Below are 19,935 nucleotides of genomic sequence, written 5' to 3'. Positions count from 1 at the left end.
TTTATTATCCTAAAGATTGCATTTCTACAAGCTTTTTATACGTTCCACTTTTAGATATGAGTACTTCATGAGTTCCTTGCTCAACAATTTTTCCTTTTTGCATTACTACAATTAAATCAGCTTTTTGAATGGTAGACAAACGGTGTGCAATGACTACAGATGTTCTGTTTTGCATCATTTTTTCTAAGGCATCTTGCACCAATTTTTCTGATTCTGTATCTAAAGCGGAAGTTGCTTCGTCTAAAATCATTATTGGAGGGTTTTTAAGTACCGCACGAGCAATACTTAAACGTTGTTTTTGTCCACCAGACAATTTATTTCCGCTATCACCAATATTAGTGTCATAACCATTTGGTAAATCTTTTATGAACTCGTGTGCATTGGCAATTTTTGCAGCTTCAATAATTTCCTCATCACTTTTATCTTCAGCACCTAAAGTAATATTGTTTCTTACTGTGTCGTTAAATAAAATAGAATCTTGAGTTACTAAACCTTCTAATTGTCGTAAAGAATGTTTTTTGATAGTTTTTATATCAACTCCATCAATTTTGATTGTTCCTTTGTTAACATCGTAAAAGCGAGTTAATAAATTGGCAATAGTAGATTTTCCACTTCCCGACTGTCCAACCAAAGCAACCATTTTTCCTTTCGGAATAGTTAAAGAAAAGTCTTTTAAAACGTAGTTGTCTTCATATTTAAAAGAAATGTTCTCTATTGAAATTTCAGTATCAAAAGCTTTCTTGTTAATAGCATTCGGAGTATCTTTTAAAGGGTTTTCAGTTTCTAGAATCTCTAAAACACGTTCAGCAGCTGCATTTCCTTTTTTAACACTGTAGCTCGCTTTTGAAATAGCTTTTGCTGGAGTTAACATATTATAGGCTAATCCCATATAAGCGATAAAATCTTCACCGTTTAGAGAACCATCTATTAAAACCAATCTACCTCCGTACCAAAGTAATACAGCAATTACTCCAATACCTAAAAATTCGCTGGCGGGGCTTGAGAGATTGGTACGATTAACCAAAGTGTTTGAAAAATGATAAAATCGACTAGTTGAAGCTTCAAACTTTTTTTGAAATTCTTTTTCAGCAGTAAAACCTTTAATAACTTTTAAACCTCCTAAGGTTTCTTCTAGCAATGATAAAAAATACCCTTGTTCTTTTTGAACACTATCAGATTTTCTTTTTAAACTTTTACCTATTAAAGAGATTACATAACCAGATATAGGAATAAAAATAAAAACAAAGATGGTTAGTTTAACGCTAATTAAAACCATAGCAACTATGGTAAATATAATTGTTAAAGGCTCTCTAACAATCATGAGTAATATTGATAAAAAAGAATGCTGAATTTCTAATACATCAGTACCAATACGTGCCATAGTATCTCCTTTCCTCTTTTCAGAAAAATAGGAGATAGGTAACTCTATAGTTTTCTTGTATAAATCGTTTCGGATATCTTTTAAAACACCATTTCTTAAAAATGTAATAAAGTACATAGCTAAGTAATTAAAGATATTTTTAAAGAAGAAAGTTACAATGACTAAGCCAACAACTACCATTAAGGCTTTTGATTTATCCTCTCCAGCTATATTCGTAATATGGTAAGAAATAAACTCTTTAAAATAATTTATAGTGTCAGCTATACCTTTAAATGTCGGTTGAGTTGTTACTTTAGGAGCCGTTGGTTTAAATATAACTTCTAGCATTGGCATTAATACCAAAAAAGAAAGTGTAGAAAAAAAGGCATACAAGATATTAAAAAGTATGTTTAAAAACCCATATTTTTTGTACGGAATAGCATATCTAATAATCTTTTTAAAATAGTCCATTATAGGTTTAATTCTTTAATAATACGTTGAATTTTAGTGTCAAGCTCTTTTTCTACCTCCTTAGCGTTTGAAATATCATTTAATTTGCTCTTAACACTAAAGTAGAATTTAATTTTAGGTTCAGTACCACTTGGGCGAGCAGCAATTTTAGTTCCATCTTCTGTATGGTAAATTAATACGTTTGATTTAGGAATGTTAATTGTGATTTCTTCACCAGTTAGTAAATTTTTTCTTGTTGAAGATTGGTAATCGTATAAGTATTCAACTTTAGAGCCATCTATTTCAGTTAATGGATTGTTACGTAAATCAACCATCATTTGTTTGATTTGTTGCGCACCATCCATTCCTTTTTTTACCAAAGAAATTAGATGTTCTTTGTATAAATGATGGCGTTTGTATAAGTTTAATAATTCTTTATAAAAAGAACTATTATTGGCTTTAGCATCAGCAGCAATTTCACAAGCAAGTAGGGCAGAGGTAACAGCATCTTTATCACGTACAAAATCACTTACCATATAACCAAAACTTTCTTCACCTCCACCAATAAAATCAAGCTCTGGATAGTCTTTAATCATCTTAGCAATCCACTTGAAACCGGTTAAACCAACCTTAGTTTCAACATTATAAGAATCGGCAATTTCGTTGACTAAATTGGTAGAAACAATCGTAGATCCTACGAATTGTTTTCCGTTTAATTTCCCTTGTTTTTTCCAATCATTGATTAAGAAGTCGGTCATCATACTCATCGTTTGATTTCCGTTTAACAAGGTCATATTTCCATCTATATCTCTTACCGCAATTCCTATTCTATCTGAATCCGGATCTGTTCCTAACACAATGTCAGCATCAATTTTATCAGCTAAATCAACGGCCATTTTAAGAGCTGCAGGTTCTTCAGGGTTTGGAGATTCAACTGTAGGGAAATCACCATCAGGAATAGCTTGTTCTTCAACAATGTGTATTTGAGTGTAACCAGCACGTTTTAAAACCTCAGGAATTAACTTGATAGACGTTCCATGTAAAGAAGTAAACACAATTTTTAAATCTTCACGTCCTTTCACATCAAATGTCCCATTCGCTAAAGAAGCGTTCCAAAAAGCTTCATCAATCTCTTTACCAATAGAAGTAATCAATTCTTCTTTTGCATTGAAATTGATTTCAGAAAAGTCTAATGAATTTACTTCGTTAATAATTTCAATATCCTGTGGAGGTACAATTTGCCCACCATCATTCCAATACACTTTATATCCATTATATTCTGGTGGATTGTGCGAAGCAGTTAAAACAATTCCAGCGTCACAACTTAAATAATTTACAGCAAAAGATAACTCTGGAGTTGGACGCATATCTTCAAATAAGAATACCTGAATATTATTTGCAGATAACACATTAGCAACTATTTTAGCCAACCACTCGCTATCGTGACGACAATCATAACCTATAGCTACTTTTAATGTTTTATTAGGATATGTTTTGTGTAAGTGATTGCTCAATCCTTGAGTAGCCTTACCTAAGGTATATTTATTAATTCTGTTGGTTCCAGCGCCTACAATTCCGCGCATTCCTCCGGTTCCGAATTCTAAATTTTTATAAAAACGATCAGCTAAATCATCAGTGTTGGTATCAATTAATTGTTGAATTTCTTGTTTTGTTTCTGAATCAAAAGTATCAGAAAGCCACTGTTTAGCGTTGTTTAAAATCTCTTTCATGTATCAAATTAAAAAACGTACAAAGGTACGGGTTTAAAAATTCAGTTGTTCTTTAATTTTGTAATGTTTTTGTTGTGGATTACTCTTAATAATCAATTCTCCTAAGAAGCCTGCTAAAAATAAAAGAGTACCTAAAATCATAGAGGTTAAGGCTATATAAAACCAAGGATTACTGGTTACAAGTATGGTTTTAATTTCCGCAGAAAGATGGTATATTTTCATAACACCAATGTAAAAGGCCGAGAAAAAACCAAAAATGAACATAAAAGTTCCCCATAGACCAAAAAAGTGCATTGGTCGTTTTCCAAATTTGGATAAAAAGGAAATGGTAATTAAGTCAAGGAATCCGTTAATAAATCGATCCATTCCAAATTTGGTAATTCCATATTTGCGAGCTTGATGATTCACTACTTTTTCCCCAATACGATTAAAACCCTCATTTTTGGCTAAAACAGGAATGTAGCGGTGCATTTCACCACTTACTCTTACTGCTTTCACCACTTCATTTTTGTAGGCTTTTAAACCACAATTAAAATCGTGTAGTTTTAATCCTGATGTTTTACGGGCTGCCCAATTAAATAACTTCGATGGAATATTTTTGGTTACCACATTATCGTAACGTTTTTTCTTCCATCCAGAAATTAAATCGAAATTTTCGTCTACAATAAGTCTGTACAATTCAGGAATTTCATCAGGACTGTCTTGTAAATCGGCATCCATGGTAATTACAACACGACCTTGTGCTAATCCAAAACCAGCGTCTAAGGCTTGAGATTTACCATAGTTTTTTTGAAATCGAAGCCCTTTAACCGATTTGTCTTTTACTGATAATTCTTCAATAACACTCCAAGAGGTATCTGTACTACCATCATCAATAAAAATAAGTTCATATAAAAACCGATTGGATTGCATAACTTTTGCAATCCAATCGTGTAACTCGTGTAAAGACTCTTCTTCGTTAAGAAGTGGTATTACTACCGATATATCCATATGTTTTGTTCAAATGTTTAAAAAGGTAAAGTTACAAAGTATTAAGTTTACATGAAACTTTTTGCTATTAAACAGTTTTTAATATTGGTTTTCTTCTGTTTTTTTCATAACAGCACCAGTAATAGCTGATACTACAAAACCAATAAAAATGTAAAATAAAAACCCTAATGCATCTCCAATAAGAGTACCTTGAAATTTAGATTGCATAGCTAATTGAGTATCAACTTGCTCGTTTGTTAAACCAGCGTCTAATAATTTTTGAGTTTGAAATTCGTTTAATTGACCATAAAAATTTGGTTCAATAAGACCAGTAAAAATGTGACTGTAAATAATGCTTATTAAAGCACCGATAGCAACAACACCCACACCTATTTTTAAAGCTTCTCCCCAAGTTAAAAAAGAATTATTGTCTTTTTTTAATTTTTTAATAGCTAAAATAGGAAGAACAATAATACATGCAGCTAATACAATCATATTAATTATTCCACCTACAGTATCGAAGGTCATACCTAAAGCGTAGATTATTAGGTTGGTTAAAACTATAGCTCCTCCATAAATTAATCCGTAGTTTAAAATAATGCTTTTACTGTTTGCTTGATTTTCCATAGTTTGAATTTAGTTAGTGATACAAATATATTCTTTATTGTTGTTGAAACTGATTTTTGCTTAATTTTTTAAAAATATGAAACAACAAACGATTAGTATTCAAAAACTTAGAAATGTTACAGTTTTTTTATATAAAATTTGTTGTTTTTTATAAAAAAATGGTTGTAAATTTGCCCCGGCAAGTCCTACACAACCAGCTCCCTTTGAATCCCCCAGGGCGGGAACGCAGCAAGGGTATTAGGTCGTAGCGGTGTGATGTAGGTAGCTTGCCTTTTTTTGTACCCAATAGTTTCGTCTATTTATCCTCTTCATTTAGATTAAAATCACTTCTAGGGTGATGTAATTCAACAACTTCTTTAAGATAACTGTTATCTAAATGCACATAAATTTCTGTAGTTGTAATACTTTCATGTCCTAATAATTGTTGAATAACACGTAAATCGGCGCCATGCTTTAGTAAGTAAGTAGCAAAAGAGTGTCGTAATGTATGTGGTCCAATACTTTTTTTGAGGTTTATTTTTGTAGCCAATTCTTTTAAGATGATGAAAATCATCTGTCGAGTTAATCGTTTACCTCTTCGGTTTAAAAAAACAATATCTTCATCATCTTTAATAGGAGTGATATTAGATCTTATTTCTTTAATATAAAAGTTGAGTCTTTGTATTGTAGTAATATGTATAGGAACAAATCGGTATTTATTTCCTTTACCTAAAATACGAATGTAACCATCATCAAAAAATAAATCGGATAGTTGTAAGTTAATTAACTCACTAACACGAAGCCCACAACTATAAATGGTTTCAATAATTGTTTTATTGCGCTCTCCTTGTGGGTGACTTAAATCAATAGCAGCGATTAAGTCATCAATTTCTTCTTTTTCTAAAGTATCTGGTAGTTTACGAGTAATGTTTGGGCTCTCGATTAAATCAGTAGGATTATCTTTTCTATAATCTTCAAATATTAAGAAATCAAAAAAACTACGAAGCCCAGAAATTAACCGAGCTTGACTACGCGGATTGATATTTTTACTGGTCTCATAAATGAATTGTTGAATGTTTTCTTGAGTAATATATAGAGGAGAAAGAGTAGTATTCATATTTTTAATAAATGCAGTCAGCTTTTTTACATCTCTTTGGTAATTGTCAATAGAGTTTTTAGAGAGTCCTCTTTCAATTTTTAAGAAATTAATGTAATTGGATGTAGCTTGTTCCCAGTTCATTACAAAAAACGTGTATTTTTTTAGAATAAAAAGTGATGTAAAAATAAAAAATAGAATTATTTTTGCCGCTCAAAATTAAAATTATAAAATTAAAATTTATGAAAAAATTATTATTAGTAATTGCTATGGTAGCTGCAGGTTTTACAGCTAATGCACAAGAAGCTAACGGACAAACAGCAAAAGGAAAGTGGGTTATTGAAGCAAATACAGGTTCAGCAACTACAGGAAACACATCTTTTTCATTAGCTACTTCAAACGGAAACACTGAATGGAGTATAGGTTTAGATGGAGGTTATTTTGTAGCGGATGATTTAGCAGTAAAAGCTGGGCTTGGTTACGGAGATAACGGTTCTGCTGATGCATTTGTATATAAAATTGGTGCTGAATATTATATTGCTAGTCAATTCCCTGTAAGTGTAGATTTTACTGGAGATACTAATACAGATTTAAAATGGTTAGGTTTACAAGCAGGTTATGCATGGTTTTTAGGAGAAAATGTAAGTTTAAAACCAGCAGTTAGATACAATGTTGGTTTAGATGATCAAGATGGTGTTTTCCAAGGACTTATAGGATTCGCATTATATTTCTAAGAAACAGTTAGGAAATAAAAAAAAGGAAGCTATATAGCTTCCTTTTTTTTTATTCTATAGTAACCCTAAGTGTTAAATATAAGTTAAAACTAAAAAGTAATCTTTTTGTTTTGAGTAGGTTATTAATTTTTGATGTTGTAAGGAGTTGTTTATGTGTTTTGTTTATTAAAAAAGATATTATATTTGCCGACTTTAATTAAAATTTAAATATAAAAAATTCATGAAAAAATTATTAGTAGTAATTGCTATGGTTGCTGCAGGATTTACTGCAAATGCACAAAAAAATGTTATTAAAGCAAACCCTTTAGCTTTAGCTTTTGGTTCTTTTGAAGTAGGGTACGAAAGAGTTGTATCTGAATCAAGTTCTGTTGAATTAGCATTAGCTTATTCAAGTTTAAAAGTTAATACAACTGGAGGACAAGTTGATGCTAAAGCAAATGGATTTGGAGTAGAAGGTAAGTATAAATTTTACTTTGGAGAAGAAACACCAAGAGGATGGTATGCTGCACCTGTTGTGACTTATTCGAATACATCTTTAGACTCTGGTGGTGAAAAGGGAGATTTTTCTTTTTTTGGTGGAGGAGCTGTAGCTGGATACCAGTGGGTATTTGGTGGAGGTGATTCAGGTTTTGCTTTAGACTTAAATTTAGGAGCTCAATATGTTTCAGTATCAACAAGTGGATCAATTGCTTCAACTAGTATTGAAGGTTTTTTACCTAAGTTAGGGTTATCTTTAGGATATGCTTGGTAATTAGAAACTATATATCATATATAAAGTATCAAAAGGAAGCAATTTTGCTTCCTTTTTGTTTTTTAAAAAAAGCTTTTTTAAAAGAGTAGAGAAAAGCTTTATTTAGTTATATATTAGTGAACTAAAATTATAAATTAAAAAATTATGAAAAAATTATTAGTAATTGTTATGATTGCGTTAGGTTTTACAGCTAATGCTCAAGAGATTCATTTTGGAGTAAAAGCAGGGGTGAACTTTGCAAATTTATATGGAAATGATTTAGATAATGATACAAGAACTTCTTTTCATGTAGGTGGAGTTTTAGAGATTGAGTTATCAGATAAGTTTTCGTTACAACCAGAATTAATCTATTCAGCTCAAGGAGCTAAAAGAACTATGAGGTTTTTTGGATTACCAAATATTGATTACACAACTAAGGTTGATTATTTAAATATTCCAATAATGGCTAAATATTACATTATTGAAGGGCTAAGTTTAGAAGCAGGCCCGCAAATAGGAATTAATATTTTATCAGAAGAAAAGGGTGAATCTAACGGTATGTCTGAAACAAGTGACTTAGACGTAAAAAGTTTTGATTTCGGATTAAACTTCGGAGCAGGGTATAAACTAGAAAATGGATTAAATTTTGGAGTCCGTTATAATTTAGGTTTGACAGATATTCCTGATGGAGGTAATGCAGAAGTTAAAAATGGGGTATTTCAACTTTCTGTGGGGTACTTTTTTTAATAAGAAAATTAAAAAAGGCTATTTTTACTTTGTAGAAATATAAAAAATGAAAAAAATAATCATAATCAACGGACCTAATTTAAACTTATTAGGAAAGCGCGAACCAACTATCTATGGATTAAACTCTTTTGAAGATTTTTTTAAAGAGTTAAAAAATAAACATGCAGAGATTGAATTAGAGTATTACCAATCAAATATTGAGGGAGAACTGATTGATAAATTACATGAAGTAGGGTTTGATTATGATGGGGTAATTTTGAATGCTGCTGCTTATACACATACCTCTGTAGGAATTGGAGACGCAGTGAAAGCTATTGAAACACCAGTGGTTGAAGTGCATATTTCCAATATACATGCTCGAGAAGAATTTCGTCATGTGAGTTACATAGCACCTAATGCTAAGGGAGTGCTCTTTGGATTTGGTTTACAAGGATATGAATTAGCGCTTCAAAGTTTTTTGTAAATACCAGTAGCGCATTCCTAATAGCACAAATAACGGCGTCATAGGGTAGGTATATAACTGTATTTTTGTAATCCATACAATTGGAATCAGAATTAAAAAAACTAATAAAATTTTGATGTAAATACGAATCCACTTAGGTGGATTTTTCTTTAACAAAAAGAAGGCTACAATTATATTTGGAGCAAAAGCCCATAAAAAATTAAAGTTATTTGGAGCAGTTGAGTGGTTAGTGAAAAACCATAAAAAAACAATTAAGAAGCCTAATGTTCCTGTTATAAAGAGTAGAGAAAAATCCAACCAAACAGTTCTTTTAGTTTTTTTTATGTCTTTGTAAGTAATCCAAAATCCTAATAAAGAGAATAATAAAATAGCTAGAAAAGGACTAAAAACATCACTGTTGGATTGTTTTTCTTCAAAATCTAATAATACATTTGTTTTTTGTACTAGATTTTCTTCTTTTCCTTTTTTAATAATTTTTGAAGCTTTGCAGGCTTCAAAAACATAATCAGGTAAGTATAAATATTCTAACGGAGTAGCAGTTTTATCTAACTTACTTCCTAAAGCTATATTTATACCTAAACTCGCCCAAGTGTTAGGATTGATTTCTTTATTCATTAATTGTCTTAATGATAAACTTTCAGAAACAAAATCATCTTTAAATATTAAATTATCTCCTACGACTTTTTGAACTATGTCACGAGGTCTTGTAGCACAGTTGTCAAAAAACGGATCGTAAAAATAACTTGCATTTTCTGGTTGAGCGTTTGTTTCTAAAAACTGAAAAAACTCATTTTTTTGTTGTTGCGTTAAATTTAATATCTGCTCTTTAACCCAACGTTCATCTTGTTTTGCGCTCTTTAAAGATAGGTAGAAAGGATAACGAGCCAATTTATATTTCATAAATCCTTTGGTGAAATTTATGTAAAAATTTGGATCGTCAAAATCAAAAATACCGTAATTGTATATTAAATCTAATTGCAAAACAGGGTCTTTTACGCGTATAGCTGAATGACCAAATTTTTCGTATAATGCTTCACCTGGTCCTGATGTTATAATGCTTATTTGAGAAAATTTTGATAAACCAAAAGTGTTTGTGTTTTGAGAAAAACCAATATAAATATTGAATAAGCAAAGGAATAGTAAAGCATATTTTTTAATCATCATAAGAATCTAGCGAGATTGATATAGGTGTTTTACAAATATCATAAATCCGATTAATATAACTAGGTATTTTTGTGGTTATTGTTTTAAATCTTAATTCCAATTTTTTCCTGTATAAATATAGAAATACGCTGTTCTAACCATTTATTTTCATTGTTAGAAAATGAAGTCATAAAACCAACGTGACCTCCATAATCGGGGATTAATAAATGAAAATTCTTGACTTCTTTGGCTTCTTTGATTGGATAACATTCTTTTGATAAAAAAGTGTCATCTAATGCATTTATGAGTAGTGTGGGGAGTTTTATTTCTGGAATAAAAGGCTTAGCACTTGCTTTTTCCCAGTAATCTTCAGAGCTTTTAAAACCAAAAACAGGTACAGTATATTGTTTTTCTAAATGTCGAAATTTACTGGCTTTAAATAATAGTTCTTTATTAAGTTTGAAGTCTGGAAATTTTTCTGCCTTTTGTAAGAGTTTTAATTTCATGGTACGCAAAAACTCATTCATATAAATCTTGTTTTTGAGTTTGTTTAACTCCGCTTGAGAAGAAGTTAGGTCTATAGGAACAGAAACAGCAATTCCTCCTTTTACTATTGAAGGAATATCATGATACTCCCCTAAATATTTCAGTGTTAAGTTACCACCTAAGCTGAAACCAACAATAATAATATTTTCATATTGATAATTATCTTGAAGGTGTTGAATTATAAAACGAACATCATCAGTTTTTCCACTATGATAGGTTTCTAAAAGTAAGTTGTCTTCTCCACTGCATCCTCTAAGATTCATACAAGCTGTATCTATACCTATTTTATTGAGGTAATTAGAGGTCGTAATCATGTAGTTTGATTGTGAGCTTCCTTCCAGTCCATGAATTAATAAAACTAAAGTTTTTGAACCAATTATAGAAAAATCTAAATCGATAAAATCGTTATCCCATGTAGTAATTCTTTTCCGTTGGTAGTCAATCGTATCTTTCATAAATAAAGGACGGTATACTGTGCTAAAATGAGCATTTTTAAAAGGGAAACTTGGCGAAAATATATCTGAAATAATAGGCATAATATTTCGTTATAGCATTTTAAACAAATATGACAAAAAATAGCGAAAATGTAAAACTCATCAAATGATTTCTTATTTTAGCTGTAAATTATGAGTACTATGAATATCAAAAAATACATACCAAATTTATTAACCTTAGGAAATTTGTTGTGTGGTACAATCGCTACTATTTTTGCGATTAAAGGAGATTTTTTTGCTACAGCAATTTTGGTAATGACAGGAATTGTTTTTGATTTTTTTGATGGTTTTGCAGCTAGAATGTTTCAAGTGCAAGGTGAATTAGGAAAGCAACTTGATAGTTTAGCAGATATGGTTACAAGTGGGGTAGTACCCGGAATTGTAATGATGCAACTTTTAGTAAGCGCTTTCAATGTTGATGCTGTTGGTTATTTTGGAGTGGATATGTATGGTGCTACAGGTAGTAATTTACCTTACATTGGATTAGTGTTGACTTTAGGAGCTGGATATCGTTTAGCAAAATTTAATATTGATGAACGTCAAACCGATAGTTTTATAGGGGTTCCAACACCTGCAATGAGTTTGTTTATAATCTCATTACCTTTAATTGTAGAATACGCTAAAGATTCTTTTTTAGTAGGGTTAATTTCTAACCCGTACTTTTTAATACTAATTACCGTATTGTTTACTTATTTGATGAATGCTGAAATACCGTTATTTTCATTAAAGTTTAAGAACTTCTCGTTTAAAGATAATGTTATTAAGTATGTGTTTTTAGCATTATCTGTAGTAATGCTGGTCACAATAAAAATAGTAGCTATTCCAATGATTATTTTGTTGTATGTTGTGCTATCTATAGTGAATAACTCGGATAAAAAAGCTACAACTTAGTTAGGATAAAAGAATTTTATAAAATAGAATGAAATAAAAAACACGTTGACAACCAACGTGTTTTTTTATGTTTTTATAAGAATTTCTTTTTCTTTAATTCGAAATCTTTACCCAGATAAACTCTACGAACTGTTTCATCTTCAGCTAATTCTTCGGGAGTTCCCTCTTTTAAAATACTTCCGTTGTACATTAAATAAGTTCTATCTGTAATAGCTAATGTAGCTTGTACGTCGTGATCGGTAATTAAAATCCCGATGTTTTTATTTTTTAATTGCGCTACAATTCCTTGAATGTCTTCAACAGCAATAGGATCAACCCCAGCAAAAGGCTCGTCTAATAAAATAAACTTTGGGTCTGATGCTAAACAACGAGCTATTTCTGTTCTACGACGTTCACCACCAGATAACAAATCACCACGGTTTTTACGAACATGTCCTAAACTAAACTCATCAATCAATTCTTCTAAACGTTGTTTCCTTTCTGTTTTGGTTCTATCTGTAAATTCTAAAACAGACATAATATTGTCTTCGACCGATAATTTTCTGAAAACAGAAGCTTCTTGTGCTAAATAGCCAATTCCTTTTTGAGCACGTTTGTACATTGCATCGGTAGTAATTTCTTCATTGTCTAAAAAAATATGACCATCATTAGGCTTAATCATCCCTACAATCATATAAAAAGAAGTTGTTTTTCCAGCCCCATTAGGCCCCAAAAGCCCTATAATTTCACCTTGTTCAACTTCTAATGAAATACCTTTTACAACTTTTCTGCTCCCGTAAACTTTTTGTATGTTATCTGCTCTTAATTTCATGTATGTTTTTACTAACTAATGCCACTAAAATAATATAAAGCTATAGGTTAGTGGCTTAATAATTTGTTAACTGTTTTCTTCAAGTGCTTCCCAAAATTCCACTGCTCTTCGTAAATGAGGAATCACAATAGTACCACCAACTAATGTCGCAATGCTCATCGTTTCCATCATTTCTTCTTTGGTAACCCCATTTTTATAGGCAGTTTCTAAATGATAGGCAATACAATCATCACAACGTAATACAGCTGAAGCAACTAAACCTAATAATTCTTTTGTTTTTACTGATAAATGTCCCTCTGCATAAGCATTGGTATCTAAATTAAAAATTCGCTTGATAACTTTATTATCCGCTGCTAAAATTTTCTCGTTCATTTTAGCACGATATTCATTAAACTCTTGGACTTTTTGTGACATTTTGTTGTTGTTTTTTAATTACGAACTTAGATACATAAATACTCATTTCATATAAAATCATGATAGGTACCGAAACAATAATTTGACTTGCTATATCAGGAGGTGTAATAATTGCTGATAAAATTAAGACCAAGACCAATGCATGTTTGCGATATTTTCGTAAAAACTCAGGAGAAATTAATCCTATTTTAGATAGGAAGAAAATCACTACAGGAAGCTCGAAAAATATAGCCACACCTAATAGAGTATTAGTTATTAAGCTTATATAGGCTTCAAGTTTAAAGTTATTTTGAATGGCGTCAGATATTTCAAAATTATAAAAGAAATATACTGACATAGGTAAAATAACATAATAACTAAATAAGATACCTAAAAAGAATAAGAAAGAAGAAGTAAAAATAAATCCTTTTGATTGTCTTTTTTCGCTTTCATGAAGACCAGGAGCAATGAAACGCCAAAATTCCCATAACACATATGGAAAAGCAACAACAAATCCTAAGATTATCGATGACCAAATAGCGGTCATTAATTGTTGTGTAGGATTTAAAGCTTGTAGTGTTTGTTTGAAAGTGATATTGCAAAAACTACTATCAATTCCAATAGCAGAAAAGGTTTTACAGAAGAATTTGTAGGTGGCAAAATCAGGTTTTAAATGCGCTAACAAAATCTCATTAAAAACGAAATTGATGTTTGCAAAAATGACGATTGCTACCACAAAAATTGCAGCAAAACTTCTTACTAAATGCCATCTTAACTCTTCAAGATGGTCTAAAAAAGACATTTCTTTCTCTGCCATCTTAGAAAATTCCTTCTTTTATTAAATCATGTAAGTGAACCACACCTACATAGCTATTATCAATATCAGTAACTAAAATCTGTGTGATATTATTATTTTCCATAGTTTCTAAGGCTTCTACTGCCATAGCATCCACATCAATTGTCTTTGGGGTAATGCTCATGATATCAGAAGCAGTTAGCTCATCAATTTTCGTGGTCTTGCTTAACATTCTACGGATATCACCATCTGTGATGATTCCTATGATTTTTTCATTGTTATCAATTACGGCAGTAACTCCTAAACGTTTTTCAGAGATTTCAACTATAACCTGAGTTACTTTATCTGTGCTTTTAACTTTTGGTAACTCGTTATTTTTAATCAGATCAGAAACACGTAAATACAAGCGTTTTCCTAAAGCTCCACCTGGGTGATATTTAGCAAAATCACTACTTGTAAATCCTCTAAGATCTAATAAGCAAACAGCCAAAGCATCTCCTAAAACTAATTGTGCTGTTGTGCTAGTTGTAGGAGCTAAATTGTTAGGACATGCTTCTTTTTCAACATATGAGTTCAGTAAAAAATCAGCATTTTTCCCCAAGAAAGAATCAGGGTTTCCTGTAATGGCTATAATTTTATTTTTTGAATTCTTAATTAAAGGTACTAAGACTTTAATTTCAGGAGTATTTCCGCTTTTAGAAATACAAATAACAACATCATTGTCTTGAACATTTCCTAAATCACCGTGAATAGCATCAGCTGCATGCATAAAAACTGCAGGGGTACCTGTAGAGTTAAATGTAGCTACCATTTTAGTAGCTATATTCGCGCTTTTACCAATACCTGTTACTATAACACGTCCTTTAGAATTATAGATAAAATTAACAGCGTTGGTAAATGAACTATCTAATAAATTTGCTAAATTAGCAATAGCATTACTTTCTAAAAGTATGGTTTCTTTTGCGGTTGAGAGAATAGCGTTTGCGTCTTTCAAGTTAAAAAAGGTTTTTAGTAAAATTTTAAAGTGTAAAAATAGGAATATTTAAGAAGAAAATCTTTTTAATAAAAAGAAAGTTTCCACTATCAAATGTTGGGAATTTTTGTACTTTAGTTCTCGTTTTTAATTTTTGATATCAGAAGATGAATAAAGAGCAGACGGATTTATATGGATCATTAAAAAAAATCTTTGGATTTAATCAATTCAAAGGATTGCAAGAGGATGTGGTTAATAGTGTATTAGAGAATAAAAATACATTTGTAATTATGCCTACAGGTGGAGGTAAATCGCTATGTTACCAATTACCTGCCTTAATGAAAGAGGGAACGGCGATTGTTGTATCGCCTTTAATCGCTTTGATGAAAAATCAAGTTGATGCTATTAGAGGTATTTCTGAAAACCAAGGAATAGCTCATGTGTTAAATTCTTCTTTGAATAAATCAGAGGTTATTCAAGTAAAATCTGATATAGAAGAAGGGATAACAAAACTTTTGTATGTTGCTCCTGAATCTTTGATTAAAGAGGAGTATGTTGACTTTTTAAGAAAACAGAACATATCATTTGTAGCTATTGATGAGGCGCATTGTATTTCTGAATGGGGACATGATTTTAGACCCGAATACAGAAATTTGCGCAATATTATCAAGCAAATTGATAATGTACCTATTATAGGGTTAACAGCTACAGCAACAGAAAAGGTTCAAGAAGATATCTTGAAAACTCTTGGAATGACGGATGCGAATGTATTTAAAGCATCCTTTAATAGAGCGAACTTATTTTATGAAGTGCGCCCTAAAACAAAAGAGGTAGAAAAAGACATCATTCGATTTATAAAGCAACGAATAGGGAAATCTGGAATTATTTATTGTTTGAGCCGAAAAAAGGTGGAAGAAATCGCGCAAATTTTACAGGTAAATGGTATCAATGCAGTTCCGTATCATGCAGGATTAGATGCTAAAACAAGAGTAAAACATCAAGATATGTTTTTGATGGAAGATTGCGATGTTGTAGTAGCTACCATAGCCTTTGGAATGGGGATTGATAAACCAGATGTGCGTTACGTAATTCACCATGATATTCCTAAAAGTTTAGAGAGTTATTACCAAGAAACAGGTAGAGCAGGACGTGATGGAGGAGAAGGCTATTGTTTAACATTCTATTCATATAAAGATATTGAAAAGCTCGAAAAATTTATGGCGAATAAGCCAGTTGCTGAGCAAGAAGTAGGGCATGCGTTACTGCAAGAAGTTGTAGGATATGCGGAAACCTCGATGAATAGACGTAAATATTTGCTTCATTATTTTGGAGAAGAGTTTGATGAAGTGAATGGAGAAGGCGCAGATATGGATGATAATATGCGCAATCCAAAAAAGAAACACGAGGCCAAAGATGAAGTGCTAACATTGTTATCTGTTATTAAAGATACTAATGAAATGTATAAACCTAAAGAGATTGTAAATACATTAATAGGTAAAGAAAATGCACTATTAAATTCTCATAAAACTAATGAACAGCCTTATTTTGGTATAGGGAAAGCTAAAGACAACCATTATTGGATGGCATTAATTCGCCAAGTTTTAGTAGCTGATTTGATTAGGAAAGAAATAGAGCAATACGGAGTTTTAAAAATTACATCAGAAGGAGAGGAGTTTATGAAAAACCCAACTTCTTTTATGATGACAGAAAATCATGTGTACGAAACTTCGGACGATGGTACAATTATTACTAACGAAAAATCTGCTGGAGGTGTTGATGATAAATTAGTTGCAATGTTAAAAGATCTTCGTAAAACGGTAGGTAAACGCTTAGGTGTTCCTCCTTTTGCAGTTTTTCAAGATCCGTCATTAGATGATATGGCACTTAAATATCCAATTACTTTAGATGAGTTGGCAAAAGTTCATGGAGTTGGAGAAGGGAAAGCGAAAAAATATGGTAAAGATTTCGTTGCATTAATAGCCAAATATGTAGAGGAAAATGATGTGATGCGTCCTGACGATTTAATTGTTAAAAGTACAGGTGTAAACTCTGGTTTAAAACTATATATCATCCAAAATACAGATAGGAAGCTACCATTAGAAGATATAGCGAGGTCTAAAGGTTTAGAGATGAATGAGTTGATTAAAGAAATGGAGGCTATTGTATTTTCAGGAACAAAATTAAATATCGATTATGCTGTTGATGATTTGCTAGATGAAGATCAGCAAGAAGAGATTCATGAATATTTTATGGAGGCAGAAACCGATAAAATTCAAGATGCCTTAGATGAGTTTGATGGAGATTATGATGATGATGAATTACGTTTAATGCGTATAAAATTCACAAGTGATATTGCCAACTAAAAACAAACGATATGCAAGCAAGTACGTATTTACATTTTAATGGAAACTGTAAAGAAGCTATGACTTTTTATGCAGATGTATTAGGTGGTGAAATAACCATGTTAATGCAATTTAAAGATGCTCCAGAAGAGGTGTGTAAAAATATACCTGAAGAGGCTAAAGAATTAATAATGCACTGTACGTTAGAAGCAGGAAACCTTTCAATTATGGCTTCCGATTTTTTTAATGAAAAAGAAGCGTTTAATAAAGGGAATAACTTTGCTGTTAGTATAAATACGGAAGATGAAGAGCAAGCGCTATCAGTTTTTAATGGACTTTCTAAAGGAGCTTTTGTAATGATGCCTTTTGAAGAAGCTTTTTGGGGAGGCAAATTTGGAATGTTACGAGATAAGTTTGGTGTAAATTGGATGGTTTCGTTAGAGGAATCAATAGCATAATGAATTCTAAAGTAACGGAATACATAAATGATAAAAAAATATGGACGCAAGAGTTAAACCTCTTGCGTTCTGTTTTATTAGAATTACCTCTAGAAGAAGTCATTAAATGGGGCTCACCAGTATATGTTTACAAAGGTAAAAATATTGTAGGATTATCGGCTTTTAAAGATTATTGTGGACTTTGGTTTTTTCAGGGCTGTTTTTTAAATGATGACGAAAAAGTACTGATTAATGCTCAAGAAGGTAAGACACAAGCAATGCGTCAGTGGAGATTTCCTAAATTAGAAAGTATTCAATCAGATTTGGTGAAAAAATATGTGCTAGAAGCTATTAAAAATTCTGAAGAAGGGAAAGAATTAAAACCTCAAAAAAATGTAAAACCACTGATTATACCTAATGAACTTCAGAAGTTGTTAGATGAAAATGGGAGGTTAAAAGAAGCTTTTGAACGATTTACCCTCAGTAAAAAAAGAGAATTTACCAATTATATTTCCGAAGCAAAAAGAGAAGCTACCAAACAAAAAAGAATAGAAAAAATAACTCCAATGATTATAAATGGAGCAGGCTTGTACGATAAATACAAAAACTAACTGCTAATTAGTTATTGTTATTTTATCAATAGTAGCTGTAGAATCACATCGTATAACATATAAACTTATATGTTTTAAGCTGTCTTTTCCGGTAATATAATATTCAGCACAAGGTTTTACACGTGGTTTGCTCTTTCCAAAATTCACATCACCGTGAGTTAAAATTGTGGAAATAGTACTTGTGTCAATCTTAGAACTAACTAATACTTGCTGTGCTGTATCAGAAAACAAACGTTTTTTAATTCTTATGGTTTTTAGGGTTCTAGCGTCCATCCCATAATCAAAAGAAACATCTTTACCTTTCCAAATAAAAAGAACAACGATAGTTCCTAAAGCTAGCCCTACTAAGTAATATCCAAAACGTTTTAACCACTGCATAATTTAAAATTGAAAAGCAAAAGTAAGAAAATGATACTTATAAAATTAATAAATTAATATCTCTATAAGGAAGGTCAAACCAGTCTGCTACCGCTTTGCTAGTCAAGATTCCATGGTAAAAATACATTCCGTTGCGCAAACTTTTGTCAAAACGAGCTGCATTTTCAAAACCTCCCTCTTCAGCTATCTCTATCAAATATGGGGTGAAAATATTACTGATTGATACAGATGCTGTTCGTGAATATCTAGAAGGAATATTTGGTACGCAATAATGGATGACTCCGTGATTAGTAAAAGTAGGTTTGCTATGAGTGGTAATTTTTGAAGTTTCAAAGCAACCACCTCTATCTATACTAACATCAACAATAACAGCACCGTCTTTCATTTGTTCAATCATTTCTTCGGTAACAACGATAGGAGAGCGGTCTTTGCCTCTAATGGCACCTATAGCAACATCACAACGCATTAAAGCCTTTAGTAAAGTTTTAGGTTGAATAGTAGAGGTATATATAGGAGACGATATGCAGCTTTGAAGTTTTCTTAATTTAGTTATTGAATTGTCAAAAACTTTAACTCTAGCACCTAAACCAATAGCAGATCTAGCAGCAAATTCACCCACAGTACCTGCACCTATAATAACTACGTCGCTCGGAGGAACTCCACCAATATTACCTAATAATAAACCATTACCACCATAAGAAGCAGTCATTAGTTCAGCAGCGATATGCATAGAGGCTATACCAGCAATTTCACTTAACGATTTTACAATAGGATATACTCCATGCTCATCTTTTATATAATCAAACGCAATTGCTGTAATTCGTCTTTTAGCAAGTGCTTCAAAATATTTTTTATCTTGAGTTTTGATCTGTAATGCAGAAATTAAAACCGTTTGAGGATTTAACATTTGAATTTCTTCCAAAGAAGGAGGTTCAACTTTTAATACAATACTACAAGCAAAAGCTTCTTTTACATCGTAGGATATTTTAGCTCCTGCATCGGAATATTCTTTGTCACTATAATTGGCTCCATCACCAGCACCAGTTTCGATAACCACTCTGTGACCATGTGCTACTAAAGCAGCAACAGCGTCAGGAGTTAAACTAATTCGTTTTTCTTCAAAGTGCGTTTCTTTAGGTAAGCCGATAAGCAGTTCTCCTTTTTGCTTTTTAATCTCAAGCATTTCGGTTTGTGGCATTAACTGCTCTTTGGTAAAAGGTGAGATAGACCCCATT

21 protein-coding genes and 1 other RNA gene are annotated in these 19,935 nt (G+C 31.6%); 9 read left to right on the top strand and 13 right to left on the bottom strand.

Annotated features, from left to right (window positions below; genetic code table 11):
• Positions 1-4: 4 nt before the first annotated feature.
• The 4 genes from ACQY6M_RS03420 to ACQY6M_RS03405 form a co-directional block, all read right to left on the bottom strand.
• Positions 5-1,831: an ABC transporter ATP-binding protein gene (locus ACQY6M_RS03420; RefSeq protein WP_428744909.1), complete on the bottom strand. Its 1,827-nt coding sequence runs from the start codon at positions 1,829-1,831 to the stop codon at positions 5-7.
• Positions 1,831-3,540, bottom strand: coding sequence for a phospho-sugar mutase (locus tag ACQY6M_RS03415; protein ID WP_428740407.1), 1,710 nt, complete (start codon positions 3,538-3,540; stop codon positions 1,831-1,833). The genes ACQY6M_RS03420 and ACQY6M_RS03415 overlap by 1 nt, the downstream gene beginning before the upstream one ends.
• 33 nt (positions 3,541-3,573) lie before the next feature.
• Positions 3,574-4,530 (bottom strand): glycosyltransferase family 2 protein, encoded by a 957-nt coding sequence (locus tag ACQY6M_RS03410; RefSeq protein WP_428740406.1) that lies wholly within the window; start codon positions 4,528-4,530, stop codon positions 3,574-3,576.
• Positions 4,531-4,608: 78 nt separating this feature from the next.
• Complete coding sequence (locus ACQY6M_RS03405) at positions 4,609-5,136, bottom strand: DUF4199 domain-containing protein (protein ID WP_428740405.1); 528 nt, start codon at positions 5,134-5,136, stop codon at positions 4,609-4,611.
• Positions 5,137-5,312: 176 nt separating this feature from the next.
• On the opposite strand from ACQY6M_RS03405, the gene ffs reads away from it, so the two are divergent.
• Positions 5,313-5,411, top strand: an RNA gene (gene ffs, locus ACQY6M_RS03400) — signal recognition particle sRNA small type.
• A gap of 20 nt (positions 5,412-5,431) precedes the next feature.
• Here ffs and xerA read toward each other — a convergent pair.
• Positions 5,432-6,355 carry a site-specific tyrosine recombinase/integron integrase gene (gene xerA / locus ACQY6M_RS03395; protein WP_428740404.1) on the bottom strand — a complete coding sequence of 308 codons (924 nt, stop codon included), beginning with the start codon at positions 6,353-6,355 and terminating at the stop codon, positions 5,432-5,434.
• Between the two features lie 98 nt (positions 6,356-6,453).
• Between xerA and ACQY6M_RS03390 the strand changes: the two genes are divergently transcribed.
• The 4 genes from ACQY6M_RS03390 to aroQ all read left to right on the top strand — a co-directional run bounded on the left by ACQY6M_RS03390 (position 6,454) and on the right by aroQ (position 8,885).
• Positions 6,454-6,945 (top strand): hypothetical protein, encoded by a 492-nt coding sequence (locus ACQY6M_RS03390; RefSeq protein WP_428740403.1) that lies wholly within the window; start codon positions 6,454-6,456, stop codon positions 6,943-6,945.
• 220 nt (positions 6,946-7,165) lie between these two features.
• Positions 7,166-7,696, top strand: coding sequence for a DUF3575 domain-containing protein (locus ACQY6M_RS03385; RefSeq protein ID WP_428740402.1), 531 nt, complete (start codon positions 7,166-7,168; stop codon positions 7,694-7,696).
• A gap of 144 nt (positions 7,697-7,840) precedes the next feature.
• On the top strand, positions 7,841-8,422 hold the full coding sequence (locus ACQY6M_RS03380; RefSeq protein WP_428740401.1) for a porin family protein: 582 nt from the start codon (positions 7,841-7,843) through the stop codon (positions 8,420-8,422).
• A 46-nt stretch (positions 8,423-8,468) separates the two neighbouring features.
• Complete coding sequence (aroQ, locus tag ACQY6M_RS03375) at positions 8,469-8,885, top strand: type II 3-dehydroquinate dehydratase (RefSeq protein WP_428740400.1); 417 nt, start codon at positions 8,469-8,471, stop codon at positions 8,883-8,885.
• Here aroQ and ACQY6M_RS03370 read toward each other — a convergent pair.
• Both ACQY6M_RS03370 and ACQY6M_RS03365 read right to left on the bottom strand, forming a co-directional pair.
• The gene (locus ACQY6M_RS03370) at positions 8,862-10,049 is read right to left on the bottom strand and encodes a DUF4105 domain-containing protein (RefSeq protein ID WP_428740399.1); all 1,188 of its coding nucleotides are present in this window, start codon (positions 10,047-10,049) and stop codon (positions 8,862-8,864) included. The two genes, aroQ and ACQY6M_RS03370, sit on opposite strands and share 24 nt — an antisense overlap.
• An 83-nt stretch (positions 10,050-10,132) precedes the next feature.
• Entirely contained in the window at positions 10,133-11,110 is a 978-nt protein-coding gene (locus ACQY6M_RS03365) for a YheT family hydrolase (protein ID WP_428740398.1), read from the bottom strand.
• Positions 11,111-11,209: 99 nt separating this feature from the next.
• Between ACQY6M_RS03365 and ACQY6M_RS03360 the strand changes: the two genes are divergently transcribed.
• Positions 11,210-11,959, top strand: a complete 750-nt coding sequence (locus ACQY6M_RS03360; protein WP_428744920.1) for a CDP-alcohol phosphatidyltransferase family protein — start codon at positions 11,210-11,212, stop codon at positions 11,957-11,959.
• Positions 11,960-12,032: 73 nt separating this feature from the next.
• Here the strand turns inward: ACQY6M_RS03360 and lptB are convergent, their stop codons facing one another.
• From lptB to ACQY6M_RS03340, 4 genes are all read right to left on the bottom strand, one after another.
• Entirely contained in the window at positions 12,033-12,770 is a 738-nt protein-coding gene (gene lptB / locus ACQY6M_RS03355) for an LPS export ABC transporter ATP-binding protein (protein WP_428740397.1), read from the bottom strand.
• A 66-nt stretch (positions 12,771-12,836) separates the two neighbouring features.
• Positions 12,837-13,184, bottom strand: a complete 348-nt coding sequence (locus ACQY6M_RS03350) for a carboxymuconolactone decarboxylase family protein (protein ID WP_428740396.1) — start codon at positions 13,182-13,184, stop codon at positions 12,837-12,839.
• Positions 13,159-13,980, bottom strand: a complete 822-nt coding sequence (tatC, locus tag ACQY6M_RS03345; RefSeq protein ID WP_428740395.1) for a twin-arginine translocase subunit TatC — start codon at positions 13,978-13,980, stop codon at positions 13,159-13,161. Before tatC ends, ACQY6M_RS03350 begins: the two co-directional genes overlap by 26 nt.
• A gap of 1 nt (position 13,981) precedes the next feature.
• Positions 13,982-14,953, bottom strand: a complete 972-nt coding sequence (locus ACQY6M_RS03340; protein ID WP_428740394.1) for a KpsF/GutQ family sugar-phosphate isomerase — start codon at positions 14,951-14,953, stop codon at positions 13,982-13,984.
• 146 nt (positions 14,954-15,099) lie between these two features.
• On the opposite strand from ACQY6M_RS03340, the gene ACQY6M_RS03335 reads away from it, so the two are divergent.
• Genes ACQY6M_RS03335 through ACQY6M_RS03325 form a run of 3 tightly spaced genes read left to right on the top strand, consistent with a single transcriptional unit; the run spans position 15,100 to position 18,322 of the window.
• Positions 15,100-17,295 (top strand): RecQ family ATP-dependent DNA helicase, encoded by a 2,196-nt coding sequence (locus tag ACQY6M_RS03335; protein ID WP_428740393.1) that lies wholly within the window; start codon positions 15,100-15,102, stop codon positions 17,293-17,295.
• An 11-nt stretch (positions 17,296-17,306) separates the two neighbouring features.
• A complete protein-coding gene (locus ACQY6M_RS03330; protein ID WP_428740392.1) occupies positions 17,307-17,732 on the top strand; it encodes a VOC family protein in 426 nt (141 codons plus the stop codon).
• Positions 17,732-18,322, top strand: a complete 591-nt coding sequence (locus ACQY6M_RS03325) for a YdeI/OmpD-associated family protein (protein ID WP_428740391.1) — start codon at positions 17,732-17,734, stop codon at positions 18,320-18,322. The genes ACQY6M_RS03330 and ACQY6M_RS03325 overlap by 1 nt, the downstream gene beginning before the upstream one ends.
• Before the next feature lie 3 nt (positions 18,323-18,325).
• Here the strand turns inward: ACQY6M_RS03325 and ACQY6M_RS03320 are convergent, their stop codons facing one another.
• Together ACQY6M_RS03320 and ACQY6M_RS03315 are read right to left on the bottom strand one after the other, a co-directional pair.
• Positions 18,326-18,700, bottom strand: coding sequence for a DUF4258 domain-containing protein (locus ACQY6M_RS03320; RefSeq protein ID WP_428740390.1), 375 nt, complete (start codon positions 18,698-18,700; stop codon positions 18,326-18,328).
• 37 nt (positions 18,701-18,737) lie between these two features.
• Positions 18,738-19,934 carry an alanine dehydrogenase gene (locus tag ACQY6M_RS03315; protein WP_428740389.1) on the bottom strand — a complete coding sequence of 399 codons (1,197 nt, stop codon included), beginning with the start codon at positions 19,932-19,934 and terminating at the stop codon, positions 18,738-18,740.
• Between the last annotated feature and the right edge of the window lies 1 nt (position 19,935).

Origin of the sequence: Tenacibaculum sp., assembly GCF_050290165.1 — a bacterium.
Lineage (GTDB): Bacteria > Bacteroidota > Bacteroidia > Flavobacteriales > Flavobacteriaceae > Polaribacter.
This window is presented reverse-complemented; position numbering and strand designations above follow the sequence as displayed.

Bases quoted from the DNA above. Each gene is read 5' to 3' on its own strand.
- ACQY6M_RS03420 (WP_428744909.1), bottom strand. From the start codon at position 1,831: ATGGACTATTTTAAAAAGATTATTAGATATGCTATTCCGTACAAAAAA.
- ACQY6M_RS03415 (WP_428740407.1), bottom strand. From the start codon at position 3,540: ATGAAAGAGATTTTAAACAACGCTAAACAGTGGCTTTCTGATACTTTT.
- ACQY6M_RS03410 (WP_428740406.1), bottom strand. From the start codon at position 4,530: ATGGATATATCGGTAGTAATACCACTTCTTAACGAAGAAGAGTCTTTA.
- ACQY6M_RS03405 (WP_428740405.1), bottom strand. From the start codon at position 5,136: ATGGAAAATCAAGCAAACAGTAAAAGCATTATTTTAAACTACGGATTA.
- xerA (WP_428740404.1), bottom strand. From the start codon at position 6,355: ATGAACTGGGAACAAGCTACATCCAATTACATTAATTTCTTAAAAATT.
- ACQY6M_RS03390 (WP_428740403.1), top strand. From the start codon at position 6,454: ATGAAAAAATTATTATTAGTAATTGCTATGGTAGCTGCAGGTTTTACA.
- ACQY6M_RS03385 (WP_428740402.1), top strand. From the start codon at position 7,166: ATGAAAAAATTATTAGTAGTAATTGCTATGGTTGCTGCAGGATTTACT.
- ACQY6M_RS03380 (WP_428740401.1), top strand. From the start codon at position 7,841: ATGAAAAAATTATTAGTAATTGTTATGATTGCGTTAGGTTTTACAGCT.
- aroQ (WP_428740400.1), top strand. From the start codon at position 8,469: ATGAAAAAAATAATCATAATCAACGGACCTAATTTAAACTTATTAGGA.
- ACQY6M_RS03370 (WP_428740399.1), bottom strand. From the start codon at position 10,049: ATGATGATTAAAAAATATGCTTTACTATTCCTTTGCTTATTCAATATT.
- ACQY6M_RS03365 (WP_428740398.1), bottom strand. From the start codon at position 11,110: ATGCCTATTATTTCAGATATATTTTCGCCAAGTTTCCCTTTTAAAAAT.
- ACQY6M_RS03360 (WP_428744920.1), top strand. From the start codon at position 11,210: ATGAATATCAAAAAATACATACCAAATTTATTAACCTTAGGAAATTTG.
- lptB (WP_428740397.1), bottom strand. From the start codon at position 12,770: ATGAAATTAAGAGCAGATAACATACAAAAAGTTTACGGGAGCAGAAAA.
- ACQY6M_RS03350 (WP_428740396.1), bottom strand. From the start codon at position 13,184: ATGTCACAAAAAGTCCAAGAGTTTAATGAATATCGTGCTAAAATGAAC.
- tatC (WP_428740395.1), bottom strand. From the start codon at position 13,980: ATGGCAGAGAAAGAAATGTCTTTTTTAGACCATCTTGAAGAGTTAAGA.
- ACQY6M_RS03335 (WP_428740393.1), top strand. From the start codon at position 15,100: ATGAATAAAGAGCAGACGGATTTATATGGATCATTAAAAAAAATCTTT.
- ACQY6M_RS03330 (WP_428740392.1), top strand. From the start codon at position 17,307: ATGCAAGCAAGTACGTATTTACATTTTAATGGAAACTGTAAAGAAGCT.
- ACQY6M_RS03325 (WP_428740391.1), top strand. From the start codon at position 17,732: ATGAATTCTAAAGTAACGGAATACATAAATGATAAAAAAATATGGACG.
- ACQY6M_RS03320 (WP_428740390.1), bottom strand. From the start codon at position 18,700: ATGCAGTGGTTAAAACGTTTTGGATATTACTTAGTAGGGCTAGCTTTA.
- ACQY6M_RS03315 (WP_428740389.1), bottom strand. From the start codon at position 19,934: ATGGGGTCTATCTCACCTTTTACCAAAGAGCAGTTAATGCCACAAACC.